The organism is Actinopolyspora biskrensis (assembly GCF_013408175.1).
GTDB lineage: Bacteria > Actinomycetota > Actinomycetes > Mycobacteriales > Pseudonocardiaceae > Actinopolyspora > Actinopolyspora biskrensis.
The window spans coordinates 17,078-41,323 of the sequence record NZ_JACBYW010000005.1 but is presented as its reverse complement, the minus strand read 5'-3'; the positions used below and the strand labels follow the sequence as shown (position 1 = coordinate 41,323).

Here is a 24,246-nt window from a genome sequence, read left to right as displayed (position 1 = left end):
CGGGCGAAAAACGCTGTGCCCGCCCCCGGGACGAGTCACATGAGGCAGGATGTGGTTGGCGTCCGGCTCGGCGGCCGATCCCCGACCGTAACGGCCGTTCAGACGCCCACGTATTCCGTGATCTGGAGGGACGAGTGCACGACGGCAGCGGCCGCATACTGGTTCAGGGGCTGAACAAGAGCTTCGGACCGATCAACGCGGTCCAGAACCTCAACTTCTCGGTCGAGCCCGGTTCGGTGACCGGTTTTCTCGGGCCGAACGGATCGGGCAAGACCACCACGCTGCGGATGATCCTGGGGCTGATCAGCCCCACTGCCGGAGGGGCCTTCATCAACGGGCAGCCGTTCTCCCGGCTGCCCAACCCGGCGACGGTCGTCGGAGCCGTGCTGGATTCGCAGGGCTTCCACCCCGGTCAAACCGCACGGACCCATCTGCGCTGCTACACGGCGGCGCTGAACCTGCCGGACCAGCAGGCCGACCAGGTGCTGGAACTGGTCGGCCTCAGCAGTGCGGCCACCCGCAAGACCGGCGGTTTCTCCCTCGGCATGCGCCAGCGGCTGGCGCTGGCGACCGCGCTGATCGGCAATCCGCAGATACTGATCCTGGACGAACCGGCCAACGGGCTGGACCCGGAGGGCATAGCCTGGCTGCGCGGTTTCCTGAAGTCCTTCGCCTCCACGGGACGCACGGCGCTGGTGTCCAGTCACCTGCTGCGCGAGATGGAGCACACCGTCGACAACGTCGTGATCGTCAGCCGTGGCCAGTGCGTCTACAACGGTGATCTGGATCAGCTCCGCGCGGCCCAGCAGTCGCGTGTGCTCGTGCGGACGGCGGACCCCGCCACCCTGGTCGAGGCGCTGCGCCAGTCCGGGCTCACCGCCGAGTACCTTCCGGACGGATCGCTGGCGGTGCCGGGCACGGACTCGAAGACGGTCGCCGACCTTGCGCTGGGCGCGGGCGTGGCCGTGCACGGGATGCAGGAGGAGAACCTCGATCTCGAGCAGATCTTCTTCCAGCTGACCACCGGCCAGTACTCCGGGGGCGCGCCCCAGGGACCGCCGCAGCCACCGCAGGGCGCCGCGCAGTGGGGGCCGGGCGGACCGCAGCAACCACCCCAGCCGGGTGCGCCGCCTCCGGGGACACCGCCTTCTCCCGGCGTGGGTCAGGGATACCAGCAGGTGTATCCGCAGCAGGACCAGAACAACCAGGGCGGCAACGGCGGTTACGGGGGTAACGCCTGATGAACGGTCTGATCAAGGCGGAGTTCCGCAAGATTTTCACCACTCACCTGTGGTGGGCGCTGTTGATCCCGGTGGTGGTGCTGAGCTTCCTCGCGGGGTGGGGCGGAACGGAGTTCGGCCAGATGAGCATCATCCGGCAGATGACCGGTGGTCAGGATCTGCCGACCGGGCTGCTGACCATGTCGCTGTCGACGAACTACGTGACCGTGTTCGCCGCGTTGCTCGGCGCGCTCGCGATGACCGGCGAGTACCGGCACAAGACGGCGACCACGACCTTCCTGACCGCCAACCCCAGGGGTGCGGTCCTCGGCGCGAAGCTGATCGCCTACACCAACATCGCCCTGATCTACGGGATCGCGAACACGCTCTTCGCCTCGCTGGGCGGGCTGCTCGGAGCGGGCAGCGACGGGTTCGGCGAGTTCGCGCAGTGGCTCATGGTCGGCGGCGCCGGGATTCTGTCGATAGTTCTGTGGACGCTGCTCGGGCTCGGTTTCGGAGCCATGGTCACCAGCTCCGTGGTGGCGGTGCTGGTGCTGCTCGGCTATGTGCTCGTGTTCGAGAGCCTGGTCTCCTCCGCGATGTCCAGCTCCGCGATGAGCTGGCTGGGCGACTACCTTCCCGGTGCGGCGTCCAACGGGATCGTCAGCAACCTCTCCGTGCCGATGTTCGTCTCCGATGTGGCCGGGGCGCGCGAGCCGATGGTCTCGGAGACCGCCTACAGGCTGCTGCACTCCGTCTTCGGCGGAAGCTACGGCTTCCCCTGGTGGGGGAGCCTGCTGGTCTTCGCGGGCTACGCTGCCGTGTTCGTCGCCGGTGGCTGGCTGACGTCCAGCAAACGCGACATCACCTGACGGAGACCTCCGCGAGGCACCGCGCTCCGTTCCGCCGTCCCGTGGCCGGAAGCGCGGTGCCCGTCCTCGGCTCATCGTCGTCGAAGTGCGCGGGCTCGTCGTCCCAAAGGGGCGGCACCGGGGCGTTGCCGGTGCCCCGGCCGCAGCGGCAGCAGCGCGCTGCCGAGGGCCAACACGGTCACGGCGCCGAGCACCACCAGCAGTCCCGGGGATTGGTGCATCAACGCGGCCGGGGTCATCAGCGGACCTCCGGGCCGAACCGCTCGCGCAGTTGTCTGCTCGTCTCTTCCCGGCGGTGTTCCCTGTCCCTCCCGCGGGTGACGGCCGCGCTCATGCAGTCGTCGCAGGTGGGCAGCAGCCAGTCCACCTCGTCGGGTTCGATCAGCGTGACCCGCGGCCCGCACAGGGTTGCGCGCCACTGGTCGGGACGCGGGCGCTGCTCCGGGGTGAACGCGTGCCGGAGCCCCTCCACCGGGTTCCACCACACCACGGGTCCTTCCCAGGACAGACCGATCATCTCTCGTCACATCTCCACTCGTGTCGACTCGCGGCCGGCCCCTCGCAGGCCACCGCGGGGGGTCTCACCTCTGTTCGCTGTCAGCAGCACTCGCAGCACGCACACCGCGCACGGCTCACCGGACTCATCGGAGCCGGAGCACCGGCGGGGTTCGGAGACCCACTCGACCTCCGCGCGCCCGAAGTGCCGCCCGCACGGCGTGATCACGTAGCTCCTTCCGATCGCCACGTCCACCGCGTGCACCAGCCGTTCCGCTGCCCCGCCCTCCCGCTCCCGGAACCACAGCCAGGTCATATGCACCTCCTCGTCGTCACCTGAAGAGCATTGCAACTCGCAATGCGACTTACAATTACACTTTGGAGTGATGAGACGACTGTCGAGAGACAGGCAGGATCTAGTGCCATGAACACACCGAGCCCCGCCGTGTGCCGTCTCCTGCTGGGACGCGAGCTGCGAGAACTCCGCGAAGTGGCCGGGTTCGGTCGCGAGGAGCTCGCCAAATCGACGAAGTGGCAACCGAGCAAAATCAGCAGGATCGAGCAAGGGCAAGCAACAGTGCAACGAGCGGAGCTCGAACGGCTGCTCGAACTGTTCCGCCCCGCTTCTGAAGAGTGCGAACGCGTTCGCACATTGGCGACCCAGGCCCGCAAGCGAGGCAGCTTCGGCAGGGTGCCGGACTGGTCGCGCCAGTACATGGGCTTGGAGTCGGACGCGGGCTCACTAAAGATCTGGGACGGCGAGCTGGTCCCCGGCCTCCTTCAGACCGAGGAGTACGCACGAGCGATCGTGTCGACCTCGGTCGTAGTTCCACCAGCAGACGTCGATCAGGCCGTGCAGGCACGCATGCATCGCCAGTCACTGCTCACACGCCAGGACCCGCCCGAGGTCGGCGTCGTGCTCGGTGAAGCCGCGCTACATCGGCAGGTAGGTGGAACAGCAGTACTGCGCCATCAGCTCCAGTATCTCCGAGAGCTGGCCGAACTCCCCAACATCACACTCCAGATACTCCCGTTCAGTTCCGGAGAGCACGCCGCCATGGGAACCTCGTTCACCGTTCTACGTCTGGATCTGGAGGGTCGAGCGTTCACCTACGCCTACCTCGAGGATCTGACCAAAGCCGACACTCTGGACGGCCAACACCACATCGAGGTGTACCAGCTCGTCATCGAACAGCTCCGCATCGCGGCCTTGGGACCTCGCGAGACGGTGCATACACTCGATCGTGTGATCACTGACCTAGGAAACGAGGATTCAGGATGACCAGCAGTCAGACACCGATTGTTTGGCGGAAGAGCACTCGCAGCAGCGGCGGCGCGAACAACTGCGTCGAAGTCGGTTTCACCTCCGCCTCCGTCGCCGTGCGGGACACCAAGGATCGCGCGAGCGGGATGCTCACCGTCACGCCCGAGGCGTGGACGAACTTCGTGAACGGCATCAAGAACGCCGCGCTCGAATCACACCGAACGCGGTAGCGCTTTCCCCGAAACAGCGCAGTGACACACGACTCACCCATTCGCACTAATCCATGAGGCTGGATAGTTATCGTTGTGTTACTCCATGATCATTGACCGTGTTTTTCCATGATCATTAGAATCTCGGTGGTTGAGCGTGTACGCGAACGTTGGGGGAACACGTCACCATGCCCGAGAAACAGGGTCTGACCGGTAATCTGTCGGCCACCAACGATGCCATGCAGGGCATCATCACCGCCGCCAACAAGGGCGAATTCACCATCACGCCCGATGCAGGCGACGAGCTCATCCAGATCTTCGAGGAATTGGATGACTGGCTTGAGAGCGCTAAGTACGAACTCACAACACTTAAACAGCGCACCCCTCTCGGAAACAGCCCAGCAGGAGAAAGTATTTCAAATTTCAACAAGACTGTTGCAGCTGGCGATGAAGAATCATACGAAGCACTCCTCCAAAAACTTTCCAAGAACACCCCTGAAGTGATTAGTTCAATAAAGCAAGGTATAGCACTTTACCAAAAGACAGACGACAACAACTCTTCCCAGATGGGAAACCTGTCATAACAATGATCAACCACAAGACGCTAAAATTGGCAACTACACTAGCAACATTGACCATACTACCCCTGGTCTCATCTTGCTCTTCGTCAGAACCGCAGCAAACACCAAGCACAACAAACAACTCGGCATCAACAAAGAAAATACTTTCAAGCATGTCACCCTGTGACACCTTGACGCAAAAGCAAAAGAACACTCTAGGAATAGAAAATAAAGGAAAAACCAACGAAACCCTTGGCGCTGAAAGCTGCGAGTGGAGAACAAGAGAGGGTAGTACAAACATTGTACTACATACCGACAAATCCATGGAAGACCTAGAAGTTTCAAACCAAGAAACAAGTTCCTTCTCGATAGGAAACCGGCAGGGCCGAGTATCTCTTGAGGAGACACTCGGCGTTTGCAGCGTAGTTATACCGGTCAACGATTCGGAATCGATTTCAGTTGACGCCCAGGGAGACGGGAACGCCACTTCCTGCGAAGTGGCCAAGAAGGTCGCTCCGATGGTCGAGAAGAACATTCCGGAAAACTGAGGCACCGAGGGGTTTCCGTGTCCGAGGGGGAACAGGACTACCGCAGCCACGAGTACGTGGCCGACCACGAACAAGAGGTGTACCGCGAGCAGGGCGGGACCGAGGCCGAACAACAGATCGAATCCGGCGGGATCGGGGGAATGCCGGTCGGTTTGGCCAGGAAGATGATGGCCCAAGCCGAGGCGGAGGAAGCCGCACAGCAGTACTCGCAGCAGCAGGCCAAAACGCTGTCCCAGGAACAGCTGGTGCGCGGCCGCCCCGCGGAACTGGGCAGTACCCGCTACGAGTCCTACCCGCACAAGGAACTGGCTCGGTTCGTCAACGAGGACTTCGAGCCGAGCAAAGTTCACGATGTCGGACGCATCTATCACGAGCACGGCGCCAAGCTCACCGACTTCTCCGATCGCATTCACCAGGCGGCGGCCAAAACGGAACAGACCTGGACCGGCCGCGCCGGGGACGCGATGCGCGGGCACATGAGGACGATCTCCGACCACATGGGCCATTCCGGGCAAGGAGCTCAGCTGACGGCCAACCAGATCGGCATGCAGGCCGAATCCGGTGAACAGGCCCGCAACTCCATGCCCGAGGACCCCGAGTTCGACATGAAGGCCGAGCTGGCCGGGCTGATGAGCAACCCGAACCCGTTCACCGCCGTGCAGCGCGCCAACGAGGTCAAGGAAAAAGCCGAACAGGCCCAGCAGGCCCACCAGGAAGCCGCCCAGGTGATGGGCAAGATGGAGCAGAACTTCGGGCAGGCCGCCGACAACACTCCACTGTTCACCCCTCCTCCGGAAGGCCCCGGCGACGGCCGGTCCGGAACAGGCACGGGCGGCACCGGAGCGGGTACGGGCGGTACCGGCACCGGAACAGGCGTGGGTACCGGTGGCACCGCGTCCATCGGCACCGGAACGGCCCCGGCCGGGACCTACTCCGCCGGCACCGGAACGGCTTCGGCCGGCTCGGGCACGGCGAACCCGCCCGGTTCCACCGGCCAGAGCCAGACACCGCCCTCCTCCACCAACACCGCGTGGAACTCCGGCGGCAACACCGGAAACTCCGGTCTGCCCCCCGGCGTGGTGCGCGGACCCGACGGCACCCTCTACCGCAAGGATCCCCAAACCGGGCAGTGGATGCGCCAGAACTCCGCCAACGGCCGCTGGGCCCCCGTTCCTCCCGGACAGCAGGTCCCCGGTGGCGGGCGTGCAGGCGGCAGCGCCGGCGGTGGCCGCGCCGGTGGCGGCTACGCGGGCGCGGGCGGCGCCGGTGGTGCCGGCGGTGGCCGTGCGGGAGGCTACTCCGGCGGTTTCGGCCCCGGATCCGGAGCCGGGTCCGGAGGGAACACGCTCGGCGCGGGCGGACGCGCCGGTGTCGGCAGCACCCCGTCCAGCCCCTCCGCAGGCACCGCGGGCGGCACCGCCGCCTCCTCCCATAGCCGAGGCGGTGGACGCGCGCCCATGGGGGCCGGCGCCGGGAACAGCCAGGGCGGTGACGAGGAAGAGGAGCACGAGCGCAAGTACGTCCTCGACTCCGACGAGATCGGGGACGAGCTCGGCCTGCCCGCCGTCGCGCCCCCGGTCATCGGAGCCCGGCCCGACGAGGAAGGCGGACGCTGATGCCGCGATCGTTCAGTCTGTCCACCCGGGCCGCCGACGTCCTCGGCGAACACCTCGGGATCAACCTGCGCCAGTTCCCGTTCGAACTGGACCACCACGGCGCCACCACCGAGGAGCGCTCCGAACTGCGCCACGAGGTGTGGAACGAACTGTCCCGACGTGGCCTGGTCGACCGCAAGGAGCTCGACCAGGACGTCGAAGCCGCCCTGCTCCTGCTGCACACGCCCCGGATCGAGATCGCCACGACCTACCTGGAAGCGGCCACCGAGGAAGTCCACCGGGCACGCACGGTGGTGACCGGGCGCACCGGAGTCCGAGCCACCCAGCAGCCCGAGCACATCCGGCTCGAATTCGTCGACCCGCGCGGCCTCGCCCGGCTGTGCACCGACCCGCTGCCCGAGGAGAAACCGGGCAGACTGGAAGCGGCCACCATCAACGCCGCCCAGGAACCGGCGCGCGGCAGCAGCGATGACGACGGCGAGGACACGTCGTGGCTGGCCCGCCCCGAGAACACCGCCACCGCCCGCAGTGGTGGTCCGCAGCTGCGAGCCGCCCAGCGGATCCTGGGACAGCCCACCCACCGGATCGGCTACTTCTTCGTCACCGGACGAGGACACGGCGGCGAGACCACGCGCCTGCCCGCCATCGGCTGGCGCGACACCGAAACCGGCCGCTACAGCGTCACCACCCGGCGCAACAACGACGGCGCCGAGTGGAACACCTTCGCCGGAGCCGACAAGCAACGGCTGACCACCTACCTCACCGAGCAGCTCAACGCGCTGCAGAACTAGCGAGACGGCACGAGCGAGTGCTCCCCAGGAGATTCCTGCCTGGGGAGCACTCGCAGTTATAACCGCATGGACCCGAGTGAGCACGAGGATCTGGTCCCCATCGGAGAGGACAGACCACTGCTGGCAGCGAAAAGCAGCCACATCCACGGCGGCGGCCCGGGGCCATCGACTGAGAACGCCGAGCACGGCAAGTAGAGCTTCGGAGATCTTAGGGCGTCTGGTCGATGAGTTTAGGGACGTCCAGCACGTCCATGTGTATCCCGTACCTAGTACTGCAGCCGTAGTTCAGTGTTCACGGCGGTGTTGTCGTTGGTAGTGGGCTTTGCGGGCGCGGTGTTGGTGACGTCGTCGCCAGGGGGACCAGGCCAGGATGTGGGTGGGTTGTTTGGGCGAGGTGCCGGTGGGGGAGTGCAGCAGGTGGGCGATCTCCGGCAGGGTCAGGGGATCAGTCCTGGTGGTGCTGATGTCGAGTGGGCGGTGGCGGTGGTGATCGCGAGGAAGGCGTAGGCCAGCAACACAAGTGTTGTCCAGCGGCACCAGGAGTGCCAGCGGCGCACCTGGTGCTGATCCAGTCCGGTCTGTCCTTTGGCGGTTTGGAAGGATTCCTCGACGGTCCAGCGACGTCCGGCGATAGTGACCAGTGTGGATAGCGGCACCGGATGAGGTGCGTGGAAGCGGTAGTAGGCGAGTTCGCCCGTGGTGCGGTTGCGGCGGGCCAGCAGCCACCGTTGTCAGGCGGCGTCGGGTTCATCCAGCTCGACGAGTGCCCAGTCGTAGTAGCGTTGCCCGTGCGCTCCAGCATCGGCGGACACGCGTTGCCACGCCCGTTGTCCCAGTGTGACGACCGTCGTGTCGGATCGGGTTGTTCCTGCGCCGGTGTGCACCTGGTGATCGCAAGACACAGCGAGTACGTAGCCGAGCTGCTGGATTTCCAGCTCGCGGCGCAGGATCGTGTTGCCGCCGTAGACGTCATCGGCGGCCACCCATCCGGCGGACACACCAGCGACTACGGCTCGAGTGATCATGGCCGTGGCCAGCTCTGGTTTCGTCGCGAACTCCACGTCGGCGGGTACCCCGGCCGCCTGGCGTCGATCCGGCTCATCGGCCCAGCAGCGAGGCAGGTATAGCTCCCTGTCGATGAGTGTGTGTCCAGCTTCGGTGGCGTAGGTGGCAAACACCGGTTTTCGATGCGTCCGGCGATGCCGGTGTACTGCCGTTGCACGCCGAGCGCGTGGCTGCCCTTCTTCAGGTCGCCGGTCTCATCGAGCACCAGCACCGCCTGCCGGTCGCCGAGATGTTCCACAGCGAGGTCACGCACGTCATCACGGACCGCATCGGCGTCCCCGAGGCTTGACGTAGCAAGTACTGCATCCCGTCCGGCGTGGCGTCACCGGCGTGCTCGGCCAAGGTCCAGCAGTTCTTGTGGCCTACGTCCGAGACCAGCCCCTGAACCAGCGCACGCGCCCGCTGCCGCGTCTCGACACGGACGAACCGCCAGCCACTCGCTGCATCAGCGCATCCAGTGCCGTCTGCCATCCGACAGGATCTATGCCGTGGCCTGCGGCCACCACGCGATCGTCAGTTGCCTCCACAGCACTACATGATCACGCGGTGGCCGTCTTCGCTGCATGCCCCCTCACCAACAGCGATCACCGAAGTCCGGCTGCAGTACTAGCCACGCCAGTCAAACTAGACAAAAACACCACATTGCCCGCCAAAGTACGCAAGAAGCACCCACGACGAGCACATTCGGAGGACACCCCAACCACAGGATCCGGGATGCCTCGTCAGCACCCGAGAAAATCAATGATGGAATTCATCACTGCCTTTGCCACATTTCCCAGTCAAGTGTTTTTATTGTTTTGTTGTAGAACATACTGGAGCAATCAGAGCAAATAGAAGATGATCTTAGGTACAATTGACACAGAGGTTGATGGCAAATATATTTCTTGGGAAATCCAGAAAACACAGAAACGTTTAGGTTTACAATGCGCAAGACTCTCGCTTTATCCGGTATAGCTACGGTAGTATTTTCCGCGATTATGTTCACTGCTCCAGCAGCTAATGCTGAAACACTTGGGACATACAACTGCTCGGTTCCCTTCTCCGATGCATGGCAATGTGCAAACGTAGATGTGGGAGCAAAACAATCGATCACTATCGAACTGAACTCCAGCGAAGGAGTGGAAACCGGTTTCTGTTTGCAAAGATCTTCCACCGGGAATGAAGTTGGCGACTGCCGGGCGATCAACGAAGGAGGAACCTCCGCTGTACTGTGGACCAATCCAGGATTTGAAACTGTAAACATAGACGTTATGGCGAATGCGAACCCTTGGTGCTGCACGACCGACATAGATTTCACGGTACACAGCAACTGAACATTCACTGAAAAATATCATGACAACCAAGCACGAAAGAGATGGAATGATTCGACGCTCTATCTTGACCACCTGCAGTATTTTTTCCTTGATCGCTTCCTTCGTACTCGGTTCCACTGCTGCTTCTGCCAGCGAAACCAAAGCGGATCCTCCCTGGCCAGTGGACTACTGCGGTGCTTACAATCACGGAAGTGAGAGTGCCGATGTCCCTTCGGAAAACCAATACAAGTACTACAAGAGCGTTATGCCGGATAACGGCGAAATAGAGGAACTCCTCTGTGGTAACGGCCACACTTGGGGTGCAGTCCACATAGGAACTAAGCACAACGTCAGCGATTGGTCTGTGACCCTGGATTGCATGGCCAATATAATCGACCGCGGAAATTACGAATTAGACAACAATGGCAAGCGCCAGTGGCACTTCGTCTGGAGTGCTGGACGTTGGGCACATCTGACCGCTGGAGACAACGGAATATTAACTTCCTTTACCTACGACAATGAAGAAGGATCCTGGTCGGAGTGTGCCTACGCCTAGTTCAGAGATAGTCCCGATCCCAGCGAGGCAACTATGGACCCGAGTGAGCTGTACGCCGGAGTATACGTCGTATGGGACCCACCAGAAGGAGAAGAGGACCGCCGCGCTCCTGGTATGGGTCTAGTTCGTAATCATCCCGGAATAATAATTAGCCCACACTGGCAAGACGTGGGCGTGAAATGGTTCCTCAAAGAGAGTGACATGGCTAGCACAGAATCATTTTACAGGTACCAAGATCTTCGCAAGGTAACTCCACTGGAGTTCCTGGAACGCTGCGAAGAGGCCAAAGAAAGAGCAAACGAGATAAATTAATAGGCACCAAGAAACGCACTCCATTATCCACACAAAAAGGATAGTCATGCGAAGACTATATTCCACACTGGGGAGTATCGTAACTGTTCTCACGTTTGTGCTCCTGAGCGCCCCAGGAGCCAACGCTGAGAAAATCGGAACTTACAACTGCACTATACCCTCTTCGGGAGGATTTCAGTGCGCAACCATAACTGTCCACATCAAACAGACTGTGCAGATCTACCTACACGAAGCCGAAGACAATGTCGGATTCTGCCTAAGACTTGTTTCCAATGACTCCGAAGTTGGTGATTGTAGGTTTCTGAGTGCTGGGCAGATGAGTCGCGCGCTATGGACAAACCCAGGAACTGGGGCCAAGAAGGTAAGGGTATACGGCAATGCCGATTCTTGGGCGTTCGAAACTCACGCAAAGTTCTCAGTTCACCTCGTCTGATCGCTTGTGGTAGATTCCTGTCACTATGAATCTCGTCGCCAGACGCAGCGGGTTGGCCGGGTACTGGCCCGGCCAACCCCTGGTCGACATCGGTTCCGGGCTGCTGCTCGGAGCGGCCCTGTTCCTGGTGGAGCTCCAGCACCGGATCTCGCTGAAGGAAGCGGCCCTCGGCTACTTCGCCTACTCGGACCCCATACCGATCGTTCTGTCCCTGTTCATCGGTGTGCTGGCCGCCGCGCCGGTCTTCCTCACCGACCAGGAGACCGGGCGCACCCCGTATCTGCGGATCGCGGGGGTCGGCCCGCGAAGGCACGTGCTCAGCTCGGTGCGGGTCGCCGCGATGCGAGCGCTGCTCATCACCACCGCGCTGCTCGTCCTCGTCGACGTGCTTGCACTGTTCTTCTACCCGCTGCGCACCGTCGACGAGAGCGCTGTCCTGTGGCCCGCGCTGCACGGACTGGGGCCGGTCGTGGACCTGGTCATGCTGCTGTGGTGCTGCCTGCTCTCGGCGAGCGTGCTGCTGGTGGCGCACCTGCTCGCCGTGTACCGCACTCCCCGGCTGGTCGCGCTGGTCTGCGCACCGCTGATGGTGATGCTCGGCGCGTTCGCGGGCGAGGAGCTCGGGGTTCCCTTCCTGAAGCTGATGATCACCCCTGGACACGGTGCCCACCTCTTCCCGCACAACCCGCTGAACTGGGCGGCCGGTCCCGCGCTGCTGCTGGTCGTGAACACTGCCCTGACCATCGCGCTGGCGACACTCGCCCCCCGCCCCGAACGCTAGGTTGAACGAGCACATGGATTCCCCGAACAGAGCACTGCTCGAAGCCACGCGGCTGGGCAAACGCTTCGGCAAGCACTGGGCGGTGCGCGACGTCGACCTGTCCGTCCGCAGTGGCCGCACCATCGGCATCGTCGGCCCCAACGGGGCGGGCAAGACCACGCTGCTGGCCGCGCTGCTCGGCCTGATCGAACCGAGCGCGGGCGAGCTGAGCCTCGGCGACGCGAACTCGGCACGTCCCCGCTTCGGCGCGGTGCTCGACCAGGACGGGCTGATCAACAGCGTTTCCGGCCGCCGCAACCTCGACCAGTGGGCCGGGATGCTGGGCAACGTCACCAGCGGCGAGATCGACGACTGCCTCGACGCGGTCGGCATGCGCGCCGCTGCGCACCGGCGGGTCGGAACCTACTCGCTGGGCATGCGCCGTCGGCTGTGCCTGGCGCGGGCACTGCTGGGCGAGCCGGAGATACTGGTGCTCGACGAACCCGGCAACGGGCTCGACCCCGCCGGGGTCATCCGACTCAAGGAACTCGTGGCCGAGCGGGCCCGCGCCGGGACCGGAGTGATCTTCAGCAGTCACTCGATCGCCGACGTCGACGAGATGAGTGACGAGGTCGTCTACATCTCCGAAGGCCGGGTGGTCACCCGATGGGCCGAGGACAGCCCCCGCTGGTGGAAGCTGCGCCTGGCGGGTGAGGCCGCGGAACCGGAGAACTCCCGGCACGCGGCCTCGGTCGCCCTGAAGGAGTACGACTGGGCGCACTGGATCGACCCGTACGTCGGCCTGATCGCGGCGCAGTCCGCGCCGCTGCACGAACTGCTCGCCCTGCTCTCCGCAGCGGAACTGCCGCTGTCGAACGTGGTCGACCTCGGCCGCGACATCGAACAGCCCTTCCGCGGATTGGACAGCTGGTGATGCCGCGACACCCGAACCCGGTACGGCGCGGCGGCACCGCCCGTCTCGCGGCAATGCTCGCCACGCTGCCCGCGCTGCGCTGGTCCACCCCGGCGATCCTGCTGGGCTGGTTCTTCGTCGGTACCAGCTCCGCACCACCCGGGATGTTTCCCGAGGCGACCTACGGCGACTGGGTGGTGCTGTCCTCGCTGTCCCCGCGAACCCTGGCGCTGGAACTGGTCGTCTTCTACGCGCTGCTGCTGGCCACCATGCAGTCCCTGGCCCGGGCGAACGGGCTGCACACCCACGCCCAGCTGGTGCTCGGTTTCCGGCGCTGGGTCGCTTCCGTGGTCGGCTCCGTGGTGCTCACCGCCACGGCCTTCCTGGCGCTCTGGCTGCTGCTGTTGCTCTATAGGAGCTACCAGCTCGGATCTGGCCCGCAGAGCGTACTGCTGTCCGCGGCGACCGTGGAGAGACTGGACCCGGTGATCCAGCCGGGAATCGGTTTCGTGCTGCTGGCGCTGCTGCTCGACTGGGCCGCACTGGTGCTGACCGGGCTGCTCGTGGCGGCGATCGTCAACGGGGTGCGCAACCAGCGAGCGGCCGGCCTGCTGATCGCGGGGGTACTGCTGGCCCAGGTCCCGCTCACCTCGACCGATCTCGGGCTGCGCTGGGTCGAGCTCGCCGACCCGTTCCTGGTGCTCACGGCGTATCCCGTGCTCTACGCGCAGAGCGCCCTCGCCCTGACGGTGAAGCTGTCGCTCAACCTTCTGATGTGGGGCGGGCTGTGCTGGTGGCTGCTGAGCCGGCCGCCGCGGAACGCGGCGCTGCTGTCCCCCGGCGGCTGACAGTTACAGGCAGAACTGGGAGCACGGCCCGGCGCGCTCGCGGCTCAGCGGAGCGGCCCGAGCCGTCCACAGGGGGTTTCCTCCTGGGGAAAACTTCCAATTATAGGCAAAATTGGGAGCCCCAGGTCACCACGGAACCCCCGGCACGGGCACACGCGCGCCCGCGCCGGGGGCCGTTTCACCGGGCGTCCACCCGTTCACCGGAGGTCCACAAAGGACGGTTCCGCGGTCACTCGGTCCTGACGTGCGCGCCGCGCGCCGTGGCGTTGTCGATCCCCGCCTCGGCGGCCAGCCGCAGGCACACCGCGTCCAGCGCCAGGTGCACGGCCTGGTCGAACAGGCTGGACAGCGGCTGCGCGGTCGCGGTCTCGCCCTCTGCCCGGTTCTTGGTCGCCGCCGGGACCAGCAGCACGGCGTCGGCCGCAGCGGCCAGCTCGGAGTCCGCGTCCGTGGTCACCGCGACCACCCGGCCACCGGCGCGGCGCGCCTCCCCCGCGGCCCGCACCGTCCCGCTCGTGTTCCCCGAACCGGACACCCCGACGAGCACGTCCCCCGCGGCGAAGGCCGGGGCGGTGGCCTCGCCGACCACGTGCACCGCGTACCCCAGGTGCACGAGCCGCATCGCGAAGGAACTGGCCATGAAGCCGGATCGCCCCGCACCGGCCACGAACGCCCACCTGGAGCCGCTCAGGCAGGCAGCCCGCGAGCTCGCCGCGGGCCTTCCTCCCGGGTGAGCGGCCTTCCGGGTGGGTGAGTGGAGAGTTCGTCAGCTCGGCCGTCGGGAGGGCGCTGCTTCAGGCACCAGCGGCACCGCCGAACTCCCGGACAGGAACTTCAGACCGAAGGGCACCGTTCAACGCAAACGCTCCGAGCCCGAGCAGTCGGCACCGCCGCGGAACCCACCAAGCAAGCCGAGCCGCCGAACCTACTGGCAGGAATCAGCCTTCGTTCTCGCACGCTCGGGTCCGACGAAGCGGCAGGCCGCGCCCCTGCGACCAGCGCTCCCAGGCGAAGAGCACCACCGCCGCCAGCACCGCCGTACCGAACATGGCGGCGAACCGGCCGAACTCGACGGTGGCGTCCTCCGGGAACAACAACTCCGGCACCAACTGCCCCAGCAGAAGCAGCACGCCGAACCACACGTACTTCATCGGACTCCCCCGACAAACGCCGCTACGAAAACACCTCGAACGCGAAATAGCCTGCTTCGGTACTTGGCCCGGTGGTTGATCCAACCGCCGCCCGAGCGTGACATCCCCGGCGCAGGAATAGCCATGGCGGAATTCCTCCGCGAAAAAGGGAAACTCTCGGGTGACCGCGACCCCAGCACGCGCGGCGGGAATCCTAACGCCGCGCACCGCCCTTCCGGCACGCCCCCCGCGTGCTGCGGGGCGACGAAGAACACAGTCCGGCACACCCGGGCGAACAGCGCCGAACGGGTGTTCCGCCGCTCACATCGCCCCACGTCACGGCGGTATCCGCCCGGTCACCTCTGGACCCACCCCCTAACCTGACGGGGTGTCCGAAACCGGAGAAGCACGCCCGAAACCGGGTTGGATCCGGCGGCTGACCGCCGCCTGCTGGCGCCACCCCGTGGCCGTGTTGCTTTCCATGGGCTCCGCTGTGACCGCGGTCGGCATGGAAGCGGCCGTACCCGTACTGACCAAGATCGCGGTGGACGACGCGGTGTCCGGAACGACCGCACGGCTCGGCTGGATCGTCGTCGCGATGCTCGGGCTGGGACTGTTCCGCTTCGGTGCCGCGTTCGTGCGCCGCTACAGCGCGGGCAGGCTCGCGGTGGACGTGCAGCACGACCTGCGCAGAGCCGTGTTCGGTTCCGTCCAGCGCCTCGACGGGGGCAAGCAGGACTCGCTGCGCACCGGACAAGTCGTCTCACGCTCGATCAGCGATCTGCAGCTGGTCAACGGTCTGCTGTCCATGCTGCCGCTGGCCGCGGGAACCGTGATGCTCGCCGTCTTCTCCCTCGCGGCGATGCTGTGGCTGTCGCCGCTGCTCACGCTGATCGCGCTCGTGGTGGGGCCGCTGATCGCGCTGGTCACGGCGTACAGCAAGAAACGCCTGTTCCCGGCGACCTGGACCGCCCAGCAGCGCGCCGCCGACATCGCCGAACAGGTCGAGGAGACCGTGAGCGGCGTTCGGGTGGTCAAGGGCTTCGGGCAGGAGAGGCGCGAGGTCGAACGGATGACCAGCCGCGCGCGCCACCTGTTCGCCGACCGGATGCGCGCCGCCAGGGTGACCGCCTCACCCTCCGCGCACCTGACGGCCCTTCCGCTCGCCGGGCAGGTCGGCGTGCTCGGGCTCGGCGGCTGGCTCGCCCTGAACGGGCAGGTCAGCGTGGGCACGTTCATCGCCTTCGCCGGTTATCTGACCATGCTCGCCGGTCCGGCGCGGATGCTGTCCAACGTGCTGATCCAGTCCCAGCACGCCAGGGCCGGGCTGGAACGACTCCACGAGGTGATCGACACCCGGCCGGACGTGACCGACGCCCCCGACGCGGTGAACCTGCCCGCGGGGCCGCTGCGGGTGGAGATGGACGAGGTCCACTTCGGCTACACCGAAGACCAGCCCGTGCTGCGCGGGGCCAGCCTGGACATCCGGCCCGGCGAGACCCTGGCCCTGGTCGGGTCGGCCGGATCGGGCAAATCGACCGTCTCGCTGCTGCTTCCGCGTTTCTACGACGTGCGCTCCGGCAGCATCCGGATCGGCGGGGAAGGCGCCGAACGGCCCTGCGGGCAGGACGTCCGGGAAGTGCGGATGGACTCGCTCCGCTCGGCCGTCGGCGTCGTCTTCGAGGAGGCCTTCCTGTTCTCGGACACGATCAGGGGCAACATCTCCTACGGGCATCCGGACGCGTCCGAGCAGGAGATCGTCGCGGCTGCCCGCGCGGCCGAGGCCCACGAGTTCGTGACCGACCTGCCCCAGGGCTACGACACCGTCGTGGGGGAACGCGGCCTGACCCTGTCCGGGGGGCAACGGCAGCGGATAGCGCTGGCCCGGGCCCTGCTGACCGACCCGCGGGTGCTGGTCCTGGACGACGCGACCTCGGCCGTGGACCCGGCCACCGAGGCGGCCATCCACGACACCCTGCGGTCCGTCACCGCCGAGCGGACCACCCTGCTGATCGCGCACCGCCGTTCCACCCTCGAGCTGGCCGACCGCATCGCGGTGCTCGACGGGGGCAGGGTCGTCGACAGCGGCACCAGGCGGGAACTGGAGCGGCGTTCGGAGCTGTTCCGCTCCCTGCTGTCCGGACCGTCCGGGCCCGTGGAGCGGGCCGCCCCCGGGGAACGGTCCGGAAACCCGGTGGGGGCCCCGGGGCAGGAACCGACCCCGGAGCTCTGGCCGGACGAACAGCGCGGAGCCGGGCGCGCGGGCCCGGACCGCGTCGGCACTCCCCGGGCCGAGGGCACGACCCCGGCAGCCCGCGCCGGAGGCGGTGCGGGAACGCGCTCCCCCGGGGGCGCGGCCGGCGCGACGACGGACGCCCCGCCCACCGCGGAGCTGGCGAACGCGATCAGCCGGCTGCCGCGCGCCGCGGACGAGCCGGAACTCGACGGCGTGAACCCGACCGCCCCCGACCCGTGCTTCCGGCTGCGTGAGCTGTTCCGGCCGATCCGCGGGAAGCTGCTGCTCACGGTGCTGCTGTTCGCCCTGAGCGCCGCCGCGTCGGTGACCCTCCCCTCGCTGGTGCGCTGGGGCGTCGACGGCGGCGTCGGCGCGAGCGACCCGAGGACGCTGTTCACCGCGACCGCGGTGGGAGCGGGCGTGGTGCTGCTCGGCTGGGTGGCCGTGCGCGCGCAGACGGTGGTGGCCGCCCGCACCGGGGAGACCCTGCTGTACCTGCTCCGGCTGCGCAGCTTCTCCCACCTGCAACGGCTGGGACTGGACTTCTACGAGCGGGAGCGGGCCGGGCGCGTCATGACGCGGATGACCACCGATGTGGACGCGCTCTCCTCGTTCCTGCAGACGGGGCTGGCCACGGCCGTGGTCAGCTTCTCCACGATCCTCGGGGTGGCCGCGGCGCTGCTGGTCACCGACCTCTCGCTCGCGCTGGTCTCCCTGTCGGTGCTGCCGCTGCTGGTGGTGGCCACCGTGATCTTCCGCAGGGTCTCCTCCGTCGCCTACGCGGAGGCGCGCGAGCGGGTGAGCACGGTCAACGCCGAGATGCAGGAGAACGTCTCCGGGCTGCGCGTGTCCCAGGCACACCGCAGGGAACGACTGGCGGCCGAGCGCTTCGCCGCGCGCAGCGACGCCTACCGGCGCTCCCGGCTGCGGGCCCAGCGCTACATCGCCACCTACTTCCCCTTCGTGACGATGCTCTCCGAGCTGGCCCAGGCCGTGGTTCTCGGCGTCGGGGCGACGCGCGTCGCCCAGGGGGACCTGACGGCGGGTGCGCTTGCGGCGTTCCTGCTGTACCTGGGGATGTTCTTCAGCCCAGTGCAGCAGCTGTCCGGGGTCTTCGACTCCTACCAGCAGGCCGTGGTGGGGCTGCGCAGGATAGGCGAGCTGCTGCGCACCCCCACTTCGGTTCCCGAGGCCACCCATCCGGCCACCGTGCCGAGCAAGCTCTCCGGCGAGGTCGAGCTGCGCTCGGTGTCCTTCCACTACCCGGGTTCGGACGACACGGCGCTGTCCGACATCTCGCTGCACGCGGCGCCCGGCGAGACCATCGCGCTCGTCGGTGCCACGGGCGCGGGCAAGTCGACGCTGGTCAAACTGCTGGCCAGGTTCTACGACGCCTCCGAGGGGGCGGTGCTGGCCGACGACGTCAACATCCGCGACTACCCGACCTGCGGTTATCACCGGCACCTGGCCGTGGTCCCCCAGGAGGGGCACCTGTTCGCCGGCGACGTCGCGAGCAACATCGCCTACGGGCGCCCCGAGGCCGGACCGGCCGACGTGGAACGCGCGGCCCGCCGGGTGGGGGCGCTGCCCGGCATAGCCGCGCTCCCGGAGGGTTTCCGCCAGCGAACCGGCGAGGGCGGCCGGTCGCTCTCGGCCGGGCAGCGTCAGCTCGTCGCCCTGGCCAGGGCCGAACTCGTCGATCCGGACATCCTGCTGCTGGACGAGGCGACCGCCGCGTTGGACCCGGCGACCGAGGCGATGGTGGCCTCGGCGCACAGCCGTCTCGCGGAGAACAGGACCACTTTCGTCGTCGCGCACAGGTTGGCCACCGCAGCCCGCGCGGACCGCATCGCGGTGCTGGACGGCGGGCGGCTCGTGGAGCAGGGCACCCACCGGGAGCTGTTGGCCGAGGACGGCTTCTACGCGCGGCTCTGGGAGAGCGGAGGCGACTTCGACGGCCTCGACGGGCAGCAGCTGCCGTGGGGGACCGGGACCGACGAGCCGGCCGAACGGGTGGCCACGAGTCCCTAGCGGTTCTCGCTCAGCTCGCTCGGCGTGCCGCCACGGGGAGGCGGCCTCCCGCGGCGGCACCGGTCGAGCCGCCACGGGCTGGTACCAAATCTGGTACCTGGCAGGTATGCTGGCCTCATGCCTGCTCTGAACGTGGAATTCACCGAGGAAGAGATGACTCAGCTCCGTCACGCGGCCGGACGCGAGGCCAAGAGCCTACGCGCGATGGCTCATGATGCGGTGCTCACCGAGCTGCGGCGTCGCAAGGTCACCGCCGCGGCAACGCGCGTGGCCACGCTGTCCGCCGATCTGAACACTCGTCTGGCCGAGAAGTGAGCGAAATCGACCTCGAAACTCTCGACGTCGCCGACGTGCTCGAGATCGCCCGTGTAACTCTGACGAACCCACCGACTGTGCGCGACTACGGGTTGTTGGAAAGCGCGATCGAGCGTCCCTACACCTCGGTGTTCGGCCAAGACGCCTATCCCGTCCTGCACATGAAGGCCGCCACGCTGCTGCACTCATTGGCCACCAACCACGCGCTCGTGGACGGCAACAAACGCACCGCCTGGGCCACGACGATGGTCTTCCTGGAACTCAACGGGCATCCGCTGGTCGAGCCGCTCGACACGGACAAGGCCGAGGACCTGGTCTGCAGAACCGCGCAGAACCAACTCTCCCTCGAGGAGATCACCGAAGCCCTCTACGAGTTCACCTGCTGAACTCATCCGGGACTTCGTTCACCCCCGACCCCGCTGCGCGCCGATGTGATCGCGGCGGGTGACCTCATCCCGCGACGACCACGCCTCACCGGGGGACGGAACGCGCCGATCGAGGTTCCCAGCATGTGACCACCGGGGAACCACCATGCAGGAAATCCGGAAAGTGCGCGAAACCTCACATTCCTCTCGGAGCGCGGTCCCGCCCGGGACGAGCGCTTCAAGGCGATGAGGCAAAAACCCCACATACTACCGGAAAAGCCGAGCTCGAGCAGGAGCGGAATCACCCGGAAGGAGGCGCCCGTCCTCCACCTGATCGATTCGGCAACCCGCGCTCAACCGCAAGGATCTCGGGAGAGTGCCAACGAAACACCCCGGAAGCGTTAGCCTGGTACGCGAGCGTTGCAAAACCACGAGCAGATGGATCGAGGCGAACGCCAGCCGTGTCCAGCAGCAGTCCAGCCTCACAGTTCGGCCCCAACGAGTGGTTGATCGAGGAAATGTATGAGCAGTACCTCAATGACCCGTCGTCGGTAGACTCGGCATGGCACGAGTTCTTCGCCGACTACCGGCCCGGCCAGTCAACCACCGGGGAGACCTCGGCTGAGGCGGCAAGCGCGACAGCGAGCCGGAGCACCTCGACCGCCACCAAGGCCGACCAGCAGAACGGCCAGGTCCACAACGGCGCGACGGTGAGCTCCGCCCCGGCGGACGCGCAACGCCCCAGCTCTCAAGGTGCCGCGGGCTCCCAACCGACCAAGCAGCAATCCGCCTCCACCAAGACCGGTGCCGCGCAGGACGGCGCCAGGCAGAGCACCGCGCAGCAGGCTTCCAAGCCGTCCCCGCAGGAGGCGGCCAAGGCCGCACCGGTCAAGGAGGAGTCCGGCGGCGACGAGACGAAGCCGCTGCGCGGCCCGGCCGCGGCGATCGCCAAGAACATGGAGCAGTCGCTGTCGGTGCCCACCGCCACCAGCGTGCGCGCGATCCCGGCGAAGCTGCTCTTCGACAACCGCATCGTGATCAACAATCACCTGAAGCGGAACAAGGGCGGCAAGATCTCGTTCACCCACCTGATCGGCTACGCCCTGGTGCGCGCCCTGCGGGACTTCCCCGGCATGAACCGTCACTACGACGAGGACGCCAAGGGCAAGCCCGCGGTCGTGACCCCCGAGCACGTCAACCTGGGCCTGGCGATCGACCTGCCGGGCAAGGACGGTTCGCGCAACCTCGTGGTGGCCTCCATCAAGGCGTGCGAGAACATGAGCTTCCTCCAGTTCTGGCAGGCCTACGAGGACATCATCCGCAAGGCGCGCAACAACGCGCTGACCGCCGAGGACTTCGCGGGCACCACGATCTCGCTGACCAACCCGGGTCCCAGCGGAACCAACCACTCGGTTCCCAGGCTCACCCAGGGCCAGAGCGCCATCATCGGCGTGGGCGCCATGGAGTACCCCGCCGAGTTCCAGGGCGCCAGCGAGAAGGCCCTCACCGAGATGGGCATCAGCAAGATCGTGACGCTGACCTCCACCTACGACCACAGGGTGATCCAGGGCGCCGAGTCCGGCGAGTTCCTGCGCAAGGTGCACAACCTGCTGCTCGGCGAGGACAACTTCTTCGACGACATCTTCGCCTCGCTGCGCATCCCCTACGAGCCGGTTCGGTGGTCCACGGACATCCCGGAGGGCGCCGTCGACAAGACCGCCCGGGTGCTGGAGCTGATCGACGCCTACCGCACCCGCGGTCACCTGATGGCCGACATCGACCCGCTGAACTACCGGCAGCGCAGGCACGAGGACCTCGACGTCCTCTCGCACAACCTGACGCTGTGGGACCTCGACCGGGAGTTCCCCGTCGGCGGTTTCGCCGGGCAGGAGCACATGAGCCTGCGCGACGTCCTGGGTGTGCTGCGGGACTCCTACTGCCGCACGGTCGGCGTGGAGTACATGCACATCCTCGAGCCGGACGAGCGCGAGTGGCTGCAGCACCGCGTCGAGAAGCCGCACGAGAAGCCGGACCAGTCCGAGCAGAAGTACATCCTGTCCAAGCTCAACGCGGCCGAGGCCTTCGAGACCTTCCTGCAGACCAAGTACGTCGGGCAGAAGCGCTTCTCCCTGGAGGGCGCCGAGACCATCATCCCGCTGTTGGACGCGGTGCTGGACTCCTCGGCACGGACCGAACTCGACGAGGTCGTCGTCGGCATGCCCCACCGGGGCAGGCTCAACGTGCTCGCCAACATCGTCGGCAAGCCGATCGCCCAGATCTTCCAGGAGTTCGAGGGCAACCTCGACCCGGGGCAGGCGCACGGCTCCGGCGACGTGAAGTACCACCTGGGTGCCGAGGGCAAGTACTTCAGGATGTTCGGTGACGGCGAGACCAAGGTCTCGCTGACCTCCAACCCCTCGCACCTGGAAGCCGTCGACCCCGTGCTGGAAGGCCTCGTCCGGGCCAAGCAGGACATCCTGAACAAGGGTCAGGAGGGCTTCACCGTGCTGCCGGTGCTGCTGCACGGTGACGCCGCCTTCGCGGGGCAGGGAGTCGTCGCCGAGACGCTGAACCTCTCGCTGCTGCGCGGCTACCGCACCGGCGGGACGGTGCACGTGATCATCAACAACCAGGTCGGCTACACCACCACGCCCGAGTCGGGACGTTCGAGCAAGTACTCCACGGACGTGGCCAAGATGACCGGATCGCCGGTGTTCCACGTCAACGGGGACGATCCCGAGGCCTGCGTGTGGGTCGCCAAGCTCGCGGTGGAGTACCGCAACACCTTCGGCAAGGACGTCGTGATCGACATGGTGTGCTACCGCAGGCGCGGGCACAACGAGGGCGACGACCCGTCGATGACGCAGCCGTCCATGTACGACGCCATCGACAAGATGCGCAGCGTCCGCAAGACCTACACCGAGTCGCTGATCGGACGCGGCGACATCACGGTCGACGAGGCCGAGAACGCGCTCAAGGACTACGCCAACCAGCTCGAGCACGTGTTCAACGAGGTGCGCGAGCTGGAGAAGCACCCGCCGGAGCCGAGCCCGTCGGTCGAGTCCGAGCAGCAGATCCCCACGAAGCTGGACACCAGCATCTCCGAGGAGGAGGTGCGGCGGATCGCCGACGCCCAGACCGACCTCCCGGAGGGCTTCAACCCGCACTCGCGGGTCAAGCCCGTGCTGGAGCGGCGCACCAAGATGGGCAAGGAAGGCGGGATCGACTGGGCGTTCGGCGAGCTGCTCGCGCTCGGCTCGCTGACCACCTCGGGCTACCCGGTGCGGCTGACCGGGCAGGACACCCGGCGCGGCACCTTCGGGCAGCGGCACGCGGTGGTCATCGACCGCAAGACGGGCACCGAGTACACCCCGCTGCAGAACCTCTCCCCGGAGCAGGCCAAGTTCCTCACCTACGACTCCGCGCTGTCGGAGTTCGCCGCCGTCGGTTTCGAGTACGGCTACTCGGTGGGCAACCCCGACGCCATGGTGCTGTGGGAGGCCCAGTTCGGTGACTTCTTCAACGGGGCCCAGCCGATCATCGACGAGTTCATCTCCTCCGGCGAGGCCAAGTGGGGACAGCGCTCGGACGTGGTCATGCTGCTTCCGCACGGGCACGAGGGGCAGGGTCCCGACCACAGCTCGGCCCGCATCGAACGCTGGCTGCAGCTGTGCGCGGAAGGGTCCATGACGGTGGCCATGCCGTCCACTCCGGCGAACTACTTCCACCTGCTGCGCAGGCACGCCCTGGACGGCATCGACCGGCCGCTGGTCGTGTTCACCCCCAAGTCGATGCTGCGGCTCAAGGAGGCGACCAGCCCGATCGAGCACTTCACCTCGGGCAAGTTCGCCTCGGTCATCGACGACCCGACCGGGCCGGACCCGGGCGAGGTGCGCAAGATCGTGCTCTGCACCGGCAAGCTCTACTACGAGCTGGCCGCCGAGCAGGCCAAGCGGGAGTCGCAGGACACGGCCGTGGTGCGGCTGGAGCAGCTCTACCCGCTCCCGCACCGCAAGCTGGGCAGGCTGCTGGAGCGCTACTCCAACGCCTCCGAGCTCCGCTGGGTTCAGGAGGAGCCGCGCAACCAGGGCGCCTGGCCGTTCCTCGGGCTCGCGCTGCCCCAGCAGTTCGGTCCCGAGCTGGCGGGTCGGCTCAAGGTCGTCGCACGCAGGCCCATGGCGGCTCCGGCCACCGGCCTCAAGAAGGTCCACGACGTGGAGCAGGCAGAGGTCATCACCAACGCCTTCGCCGACTAGGAGGAGTCGGCGGCTCGGCTCGCCCAACGGCCGGCCCGAGCGGCCGGGGGTTTCGCACGGTGACGGGGTCGCCGGTCCGCACGGGCCGGCGGCCCCGTTGCTCTCGGGGCGGGGCCGCGCGGGACGTGCCGGGACCTCACCGCGCGGGCAGGCCACCTT

General features: G+C 66.4%; 22 protein-coding genes and 1 pseudogene. 17 read left to right on the top strand and 6 right to left on the bottom strand.

Annotated elements, in window-relative coordinates; translation table 11 throughout:
• Window positions 1-134 precede the first annotated feature (134 nt).
• Window positions 135-1,241: an ATP-binding cassette domain-containing protein gene (locus FHR84_RS13640; protein WP_179535906.1), complete on the top strand. Its 1,107-nt coding sequence runs from the start codon at window positions 135-137 to the stop codon at window positions 1,239-1,241.
• On the top strand, window positions 1,241-2,092 hold the full coding sequence (locus FHR84_RS13635; protein WP_179535905.1) for an ABC transporter permease: 852 nt from the start codon (window positions 1,241-1,243) through the stop codon (window positions 2,090-2,092). Before FHR84_RS13640 ends, FHR84_RS13635 begins: the two co-directional genes overlap by 1 nt.
• 71 nt (window positions 2,093-2,163) lie before the next feature.
• Here FHR84_RS13635 and FHR84_RS13630 read toward each other — a convergent pair whose 3' ends face one another.
• From FHR84_RS13630 to FHR84_RS13620, 3 genes are read right to left on the bottom strand one after another with little or no spacing between them, the layout of a single operon-like run.
• Window positions 2,164-2,331, bottom strand: coding sequence for a hypothetical protein (locus tag FHR84_RS13630; RefSeq protein ID WP_179535904.1), 168 nt, complete (start codon window positions 2,329-2,331; stop codon window positions 2,164-2,166).
• Entirely contained in the window at window positions 2,331-2,609 is a 279-nt protein-coding gene (locus tag FHR84_RS13625) for an HC3 family zinc finger protein (protein WP_179535903.1), read from the bottom strand. Before FHR84_RS13625 ends, FHR84_RS13630 begins: the two co-directional genes overlap by 1 nt.
• Before the next feature lie 6 nt (window positions 2,610-2,615).
• Entirely contained in the window at window positions 2,616-2,903 is a 288-nt protein-coding gene (locus FHR84_RS13620; protein WP_179535902.1) for a hypothetical protein, read from the bottom strand.
• Window positions 2,904-3,011: 108 nt separating this feature from the next.
• Here FHR84_RS13620 and FHR84_RS13615 point away from each other — a divergent pair, with 108 nt between their 5' ends.
• From FHR84_RS13615 to FHR84_RS13590, 6 genes are all read left to right on the top strand, one after another.
• A complete protein-coding gene (locus FHR84_RS13615) occupies window positions 3,012-3,869 on the top strand; it encodes a helix-turn-helix domain-containing protein (protein ID WP_179535901.1) in 858 nt (285 codons plus the stop codon).
• On the top strand, window positions 3,866-4,081 hold the full coding sequence (locus FHR84_RS13610) for a DUF397 domain-containing protein (RefSeq protein WP_179535900.1): 216 nt from the start codon (window positions 3,866-3,868) through the stop codon (window positions 4,079-4,081). Before FHR84_RS13615 ends, FHR84_RS13610 begins: the two co-directional genes overlap by 4 nt.
• A gap of 167 nt (window positions 4,082-4,248) precedes the next feature.
• On the top strand, window positions 4,249-4,644 hold the full coding sequence (locus tag FHR84_RS13605; protein WP_179535899.1) for a hypothetical protein: 396 nt from the start codon (window positions 4,249-4,251) through the stop codon (window positions 4,642-4,644).
• Window positions 4,645-4,691: 47 nt separating this feature from the next.
• Window positions 4,692-5,168: a DUF3558 family protein gene (locus FHR84_RS13600; protein WP_179535898.1), complete on the top strand. Its 477-nt coding sequence runs from the start codon at window positions 4,692-4,694 to the stop codon at window positions 5,166-5,168.
• A gap of 17 nt (window positions 5,169-5,185) precedes the next feature.
• Window positions 5,186-6,784 carry a hypothetical protein gene (locus FHR84_RS13595; RefSeq protein ID WP_179535897.1) on the top strand — a complete coding sequence of 533 codons (1,599 nt, stop codon included), beginning with the start codon at window positions 5,186-5,188 and terminating at the stop codon, window positions 6,782-6,784.
• Window positions 6,784-7,575, top strand: coding sequence for an ESX secretion-associated protein EspG (locus tag FHR84_RS13590; protein WP_179535896.1), 792 nt, complete (start codon window positions 6,784-6,786; stop codon window positions 7,573-7,575). The genes FHR84_RS13595 and FHR84_RS13590 overlap by 1 nt, the downstream gene beginning before the upstream one ends.
• A 285-nt stretch (window positions 7,576-7,860) precedes the next feature.
• Here the strand turns inward: FHR84_RS13590 and FHR84_RS13585 are convergent.
• Window positions 7,861-9,111: pseudogene (locus FHR84_RS13585) on the bottom strand (IS701 family transposase).
• A gap of 452 nt (window positions 9,112-9,563) precedes the next feature.
• Here FHR84_RS13585 and FHR84_RS13580 point away from each other — a divergent pair.
• The 5 genes from FHR84_RS13580 (at window position 9,564) to FHR84_RS13560 (ending at window position 13,754) form a co-directional block, all read left to right on the top strand.
• Window positions 9,564-9,953 carry a hypothetical protein gene (locus FHR84_RS13580; RefSeq protein WP_179535895.1) on the top strand — a complete coding sequence of 130 codons (390 nt, stop codon included), beginning with the start codon at window positions 9,564-9,566 and terminating at the stop codon, window positions 9,951-9,953.
• Between the two features lie 19 nt (window positions 9,954-9,972).
• Window positions 9,973-10,488: a hypothetical protein gene (locus tag FHR84_RS13575; RefSeq protein WP_179535894.1), complete on the top strand. Its 516-nt coding sequence runs from the start codon at window positions 9,973-9,975 to the stop codon at window positions 10,486-10,488.
• Between the two features lie 770 nt (window positions 10,489-11,258).
• Entirely contained in the window at window positions 11,259-12,014 is a 756-nt protein-coding gene (locus FHR84_RS13570) for a hypothetical protein (RefSeq protein ID WP_179535893.1), read from the top strand.
• A gap of 13 nt (window positions 12,015-12,027) precedes the next feature.
• Window positions 12,028-12,927, top strand: coding sequence for an ABC transporter ATP-binding protein (locus FHR84_RS13565; protein ID WP_179535892.1), 900 nt, complete (start codon window positions 12,028-12,030; stop codon window positions 12,925-12,927).
• Window positions 12,927-13,754, top strand: a complete 828-nt coding sequence (locus FHR84_RS13560; protein ID WP_179535891.1) for a hypothetical protein — start codon at window positions 12,927-12,929, stop codon at window positions 13,752-13,754. Before FHR84_RS13565 ends, FHR84_RS13560 begins: the two co-directional genes overlap by 1 nt.
• 229 nt (window positions 13,755-13,983) lie before the next feature.
• Here FHR84_RS13560 and FHR84_RS13555 read toward each other — a convergent pair whose 3' ends face one another.
• Together FHR84_RS13555 and FHR84_RS13550 are read right to left on the bottom strand one after the other, a co-directional pair.
• The gene (locus FHR84_RS13555; protein ID WP_179535890.1) at window positions 13,984-14,394 is read right to left on the bottom strand and encodes an SIS domain-containing protein; all 411 of its coding nucleotides are present in this window, start codon (window positions 14,392-14,394) and stop codon (window positions 13,984-13,986) included.
• Between the two features lie 298 nt (window positions 14,395-14,692).
• Entirely contained in the window at window positions 14,693-14,905 is a 213-nt protein-coding gene (locus tag FHR84_RS13550; RefSeq protein WP_179535889.1) for a hypothetical protein, read from the bottom strand.
• A gap of 367 nt (window positions 14,906-15,272) precedes the next feature.
• On the opposite strand from FHR84_RS13550, the gene FHR84_RS13545 reads away from it, so the two are divergent.
• The 4 genes from FHR84_RS13545 to FHR84_RS13530 all read left to right on the top strand — a co-directional run bounded on the left by FHR84_RS13545 (window position 15,273) and on the right by FHR84_RS13530 (window position 24,087).
• The gene (locus tag FHR84_RS13545; protein WP_179535888.1) at window positions 15,273-19,151 is read left to right on the top strand and encodes an ABC transporter transmembrane domain-containing protein; all 3,879 of its coding nucleotides are present in this window, start codon (window positions 15,273-15,275) and stop codon (window positions 19,149-19,151) included.
• Window positions 19,152-19,268: 117 nt separating this feature from the next.
• Complete coding sequence (locus tag FHR84_RS13540; protein WP_017973519.1) at window positions 19,269-19,466, top strand: hypothetical protein; 198 nt, start codon at window positions 19,269-19,271, stop codon at window positions 19,464-19,466.
• Window positions 19,463-19,852 (top strand): type II toxin-antitoxin system death-on-curing family toxin, encoded by a 390-nt coding sequence (locus tag FHR84_RS13535; RefSeq protein WP_017973518.1) that lies wholly within the window; start codon window positions 19,463-19,465, stop codon window positions 19,850-19,852. Before FHR84_RS13540 ends, FHR84_RS13535 begins: the two co-directional genes overlap by 4 nt.
• Before the next feature lie 440 nt (window positions 19,853-20,292).
• The gene (locus tag FHR84_RS13530) at window positions 20,293-24,087 is read left to right on the top strand and encodes a multifunctional oxoglutarate decarboxylase/oxoglutarate dehydrogenase thiamine pyrophosphate-binding subunit/dihydrolipoyllysine-residue succinyltransferase subunit (RefSeq protein WP_179535887.1); all 3,795 of its coding nucleotides are present in this window, start codon (window positions 20,293-20,295) and stop codon (window positions 24,085-24,087) included.
• Window positions 24,088-24,246 lie beyond the last annotated feature (159 nt).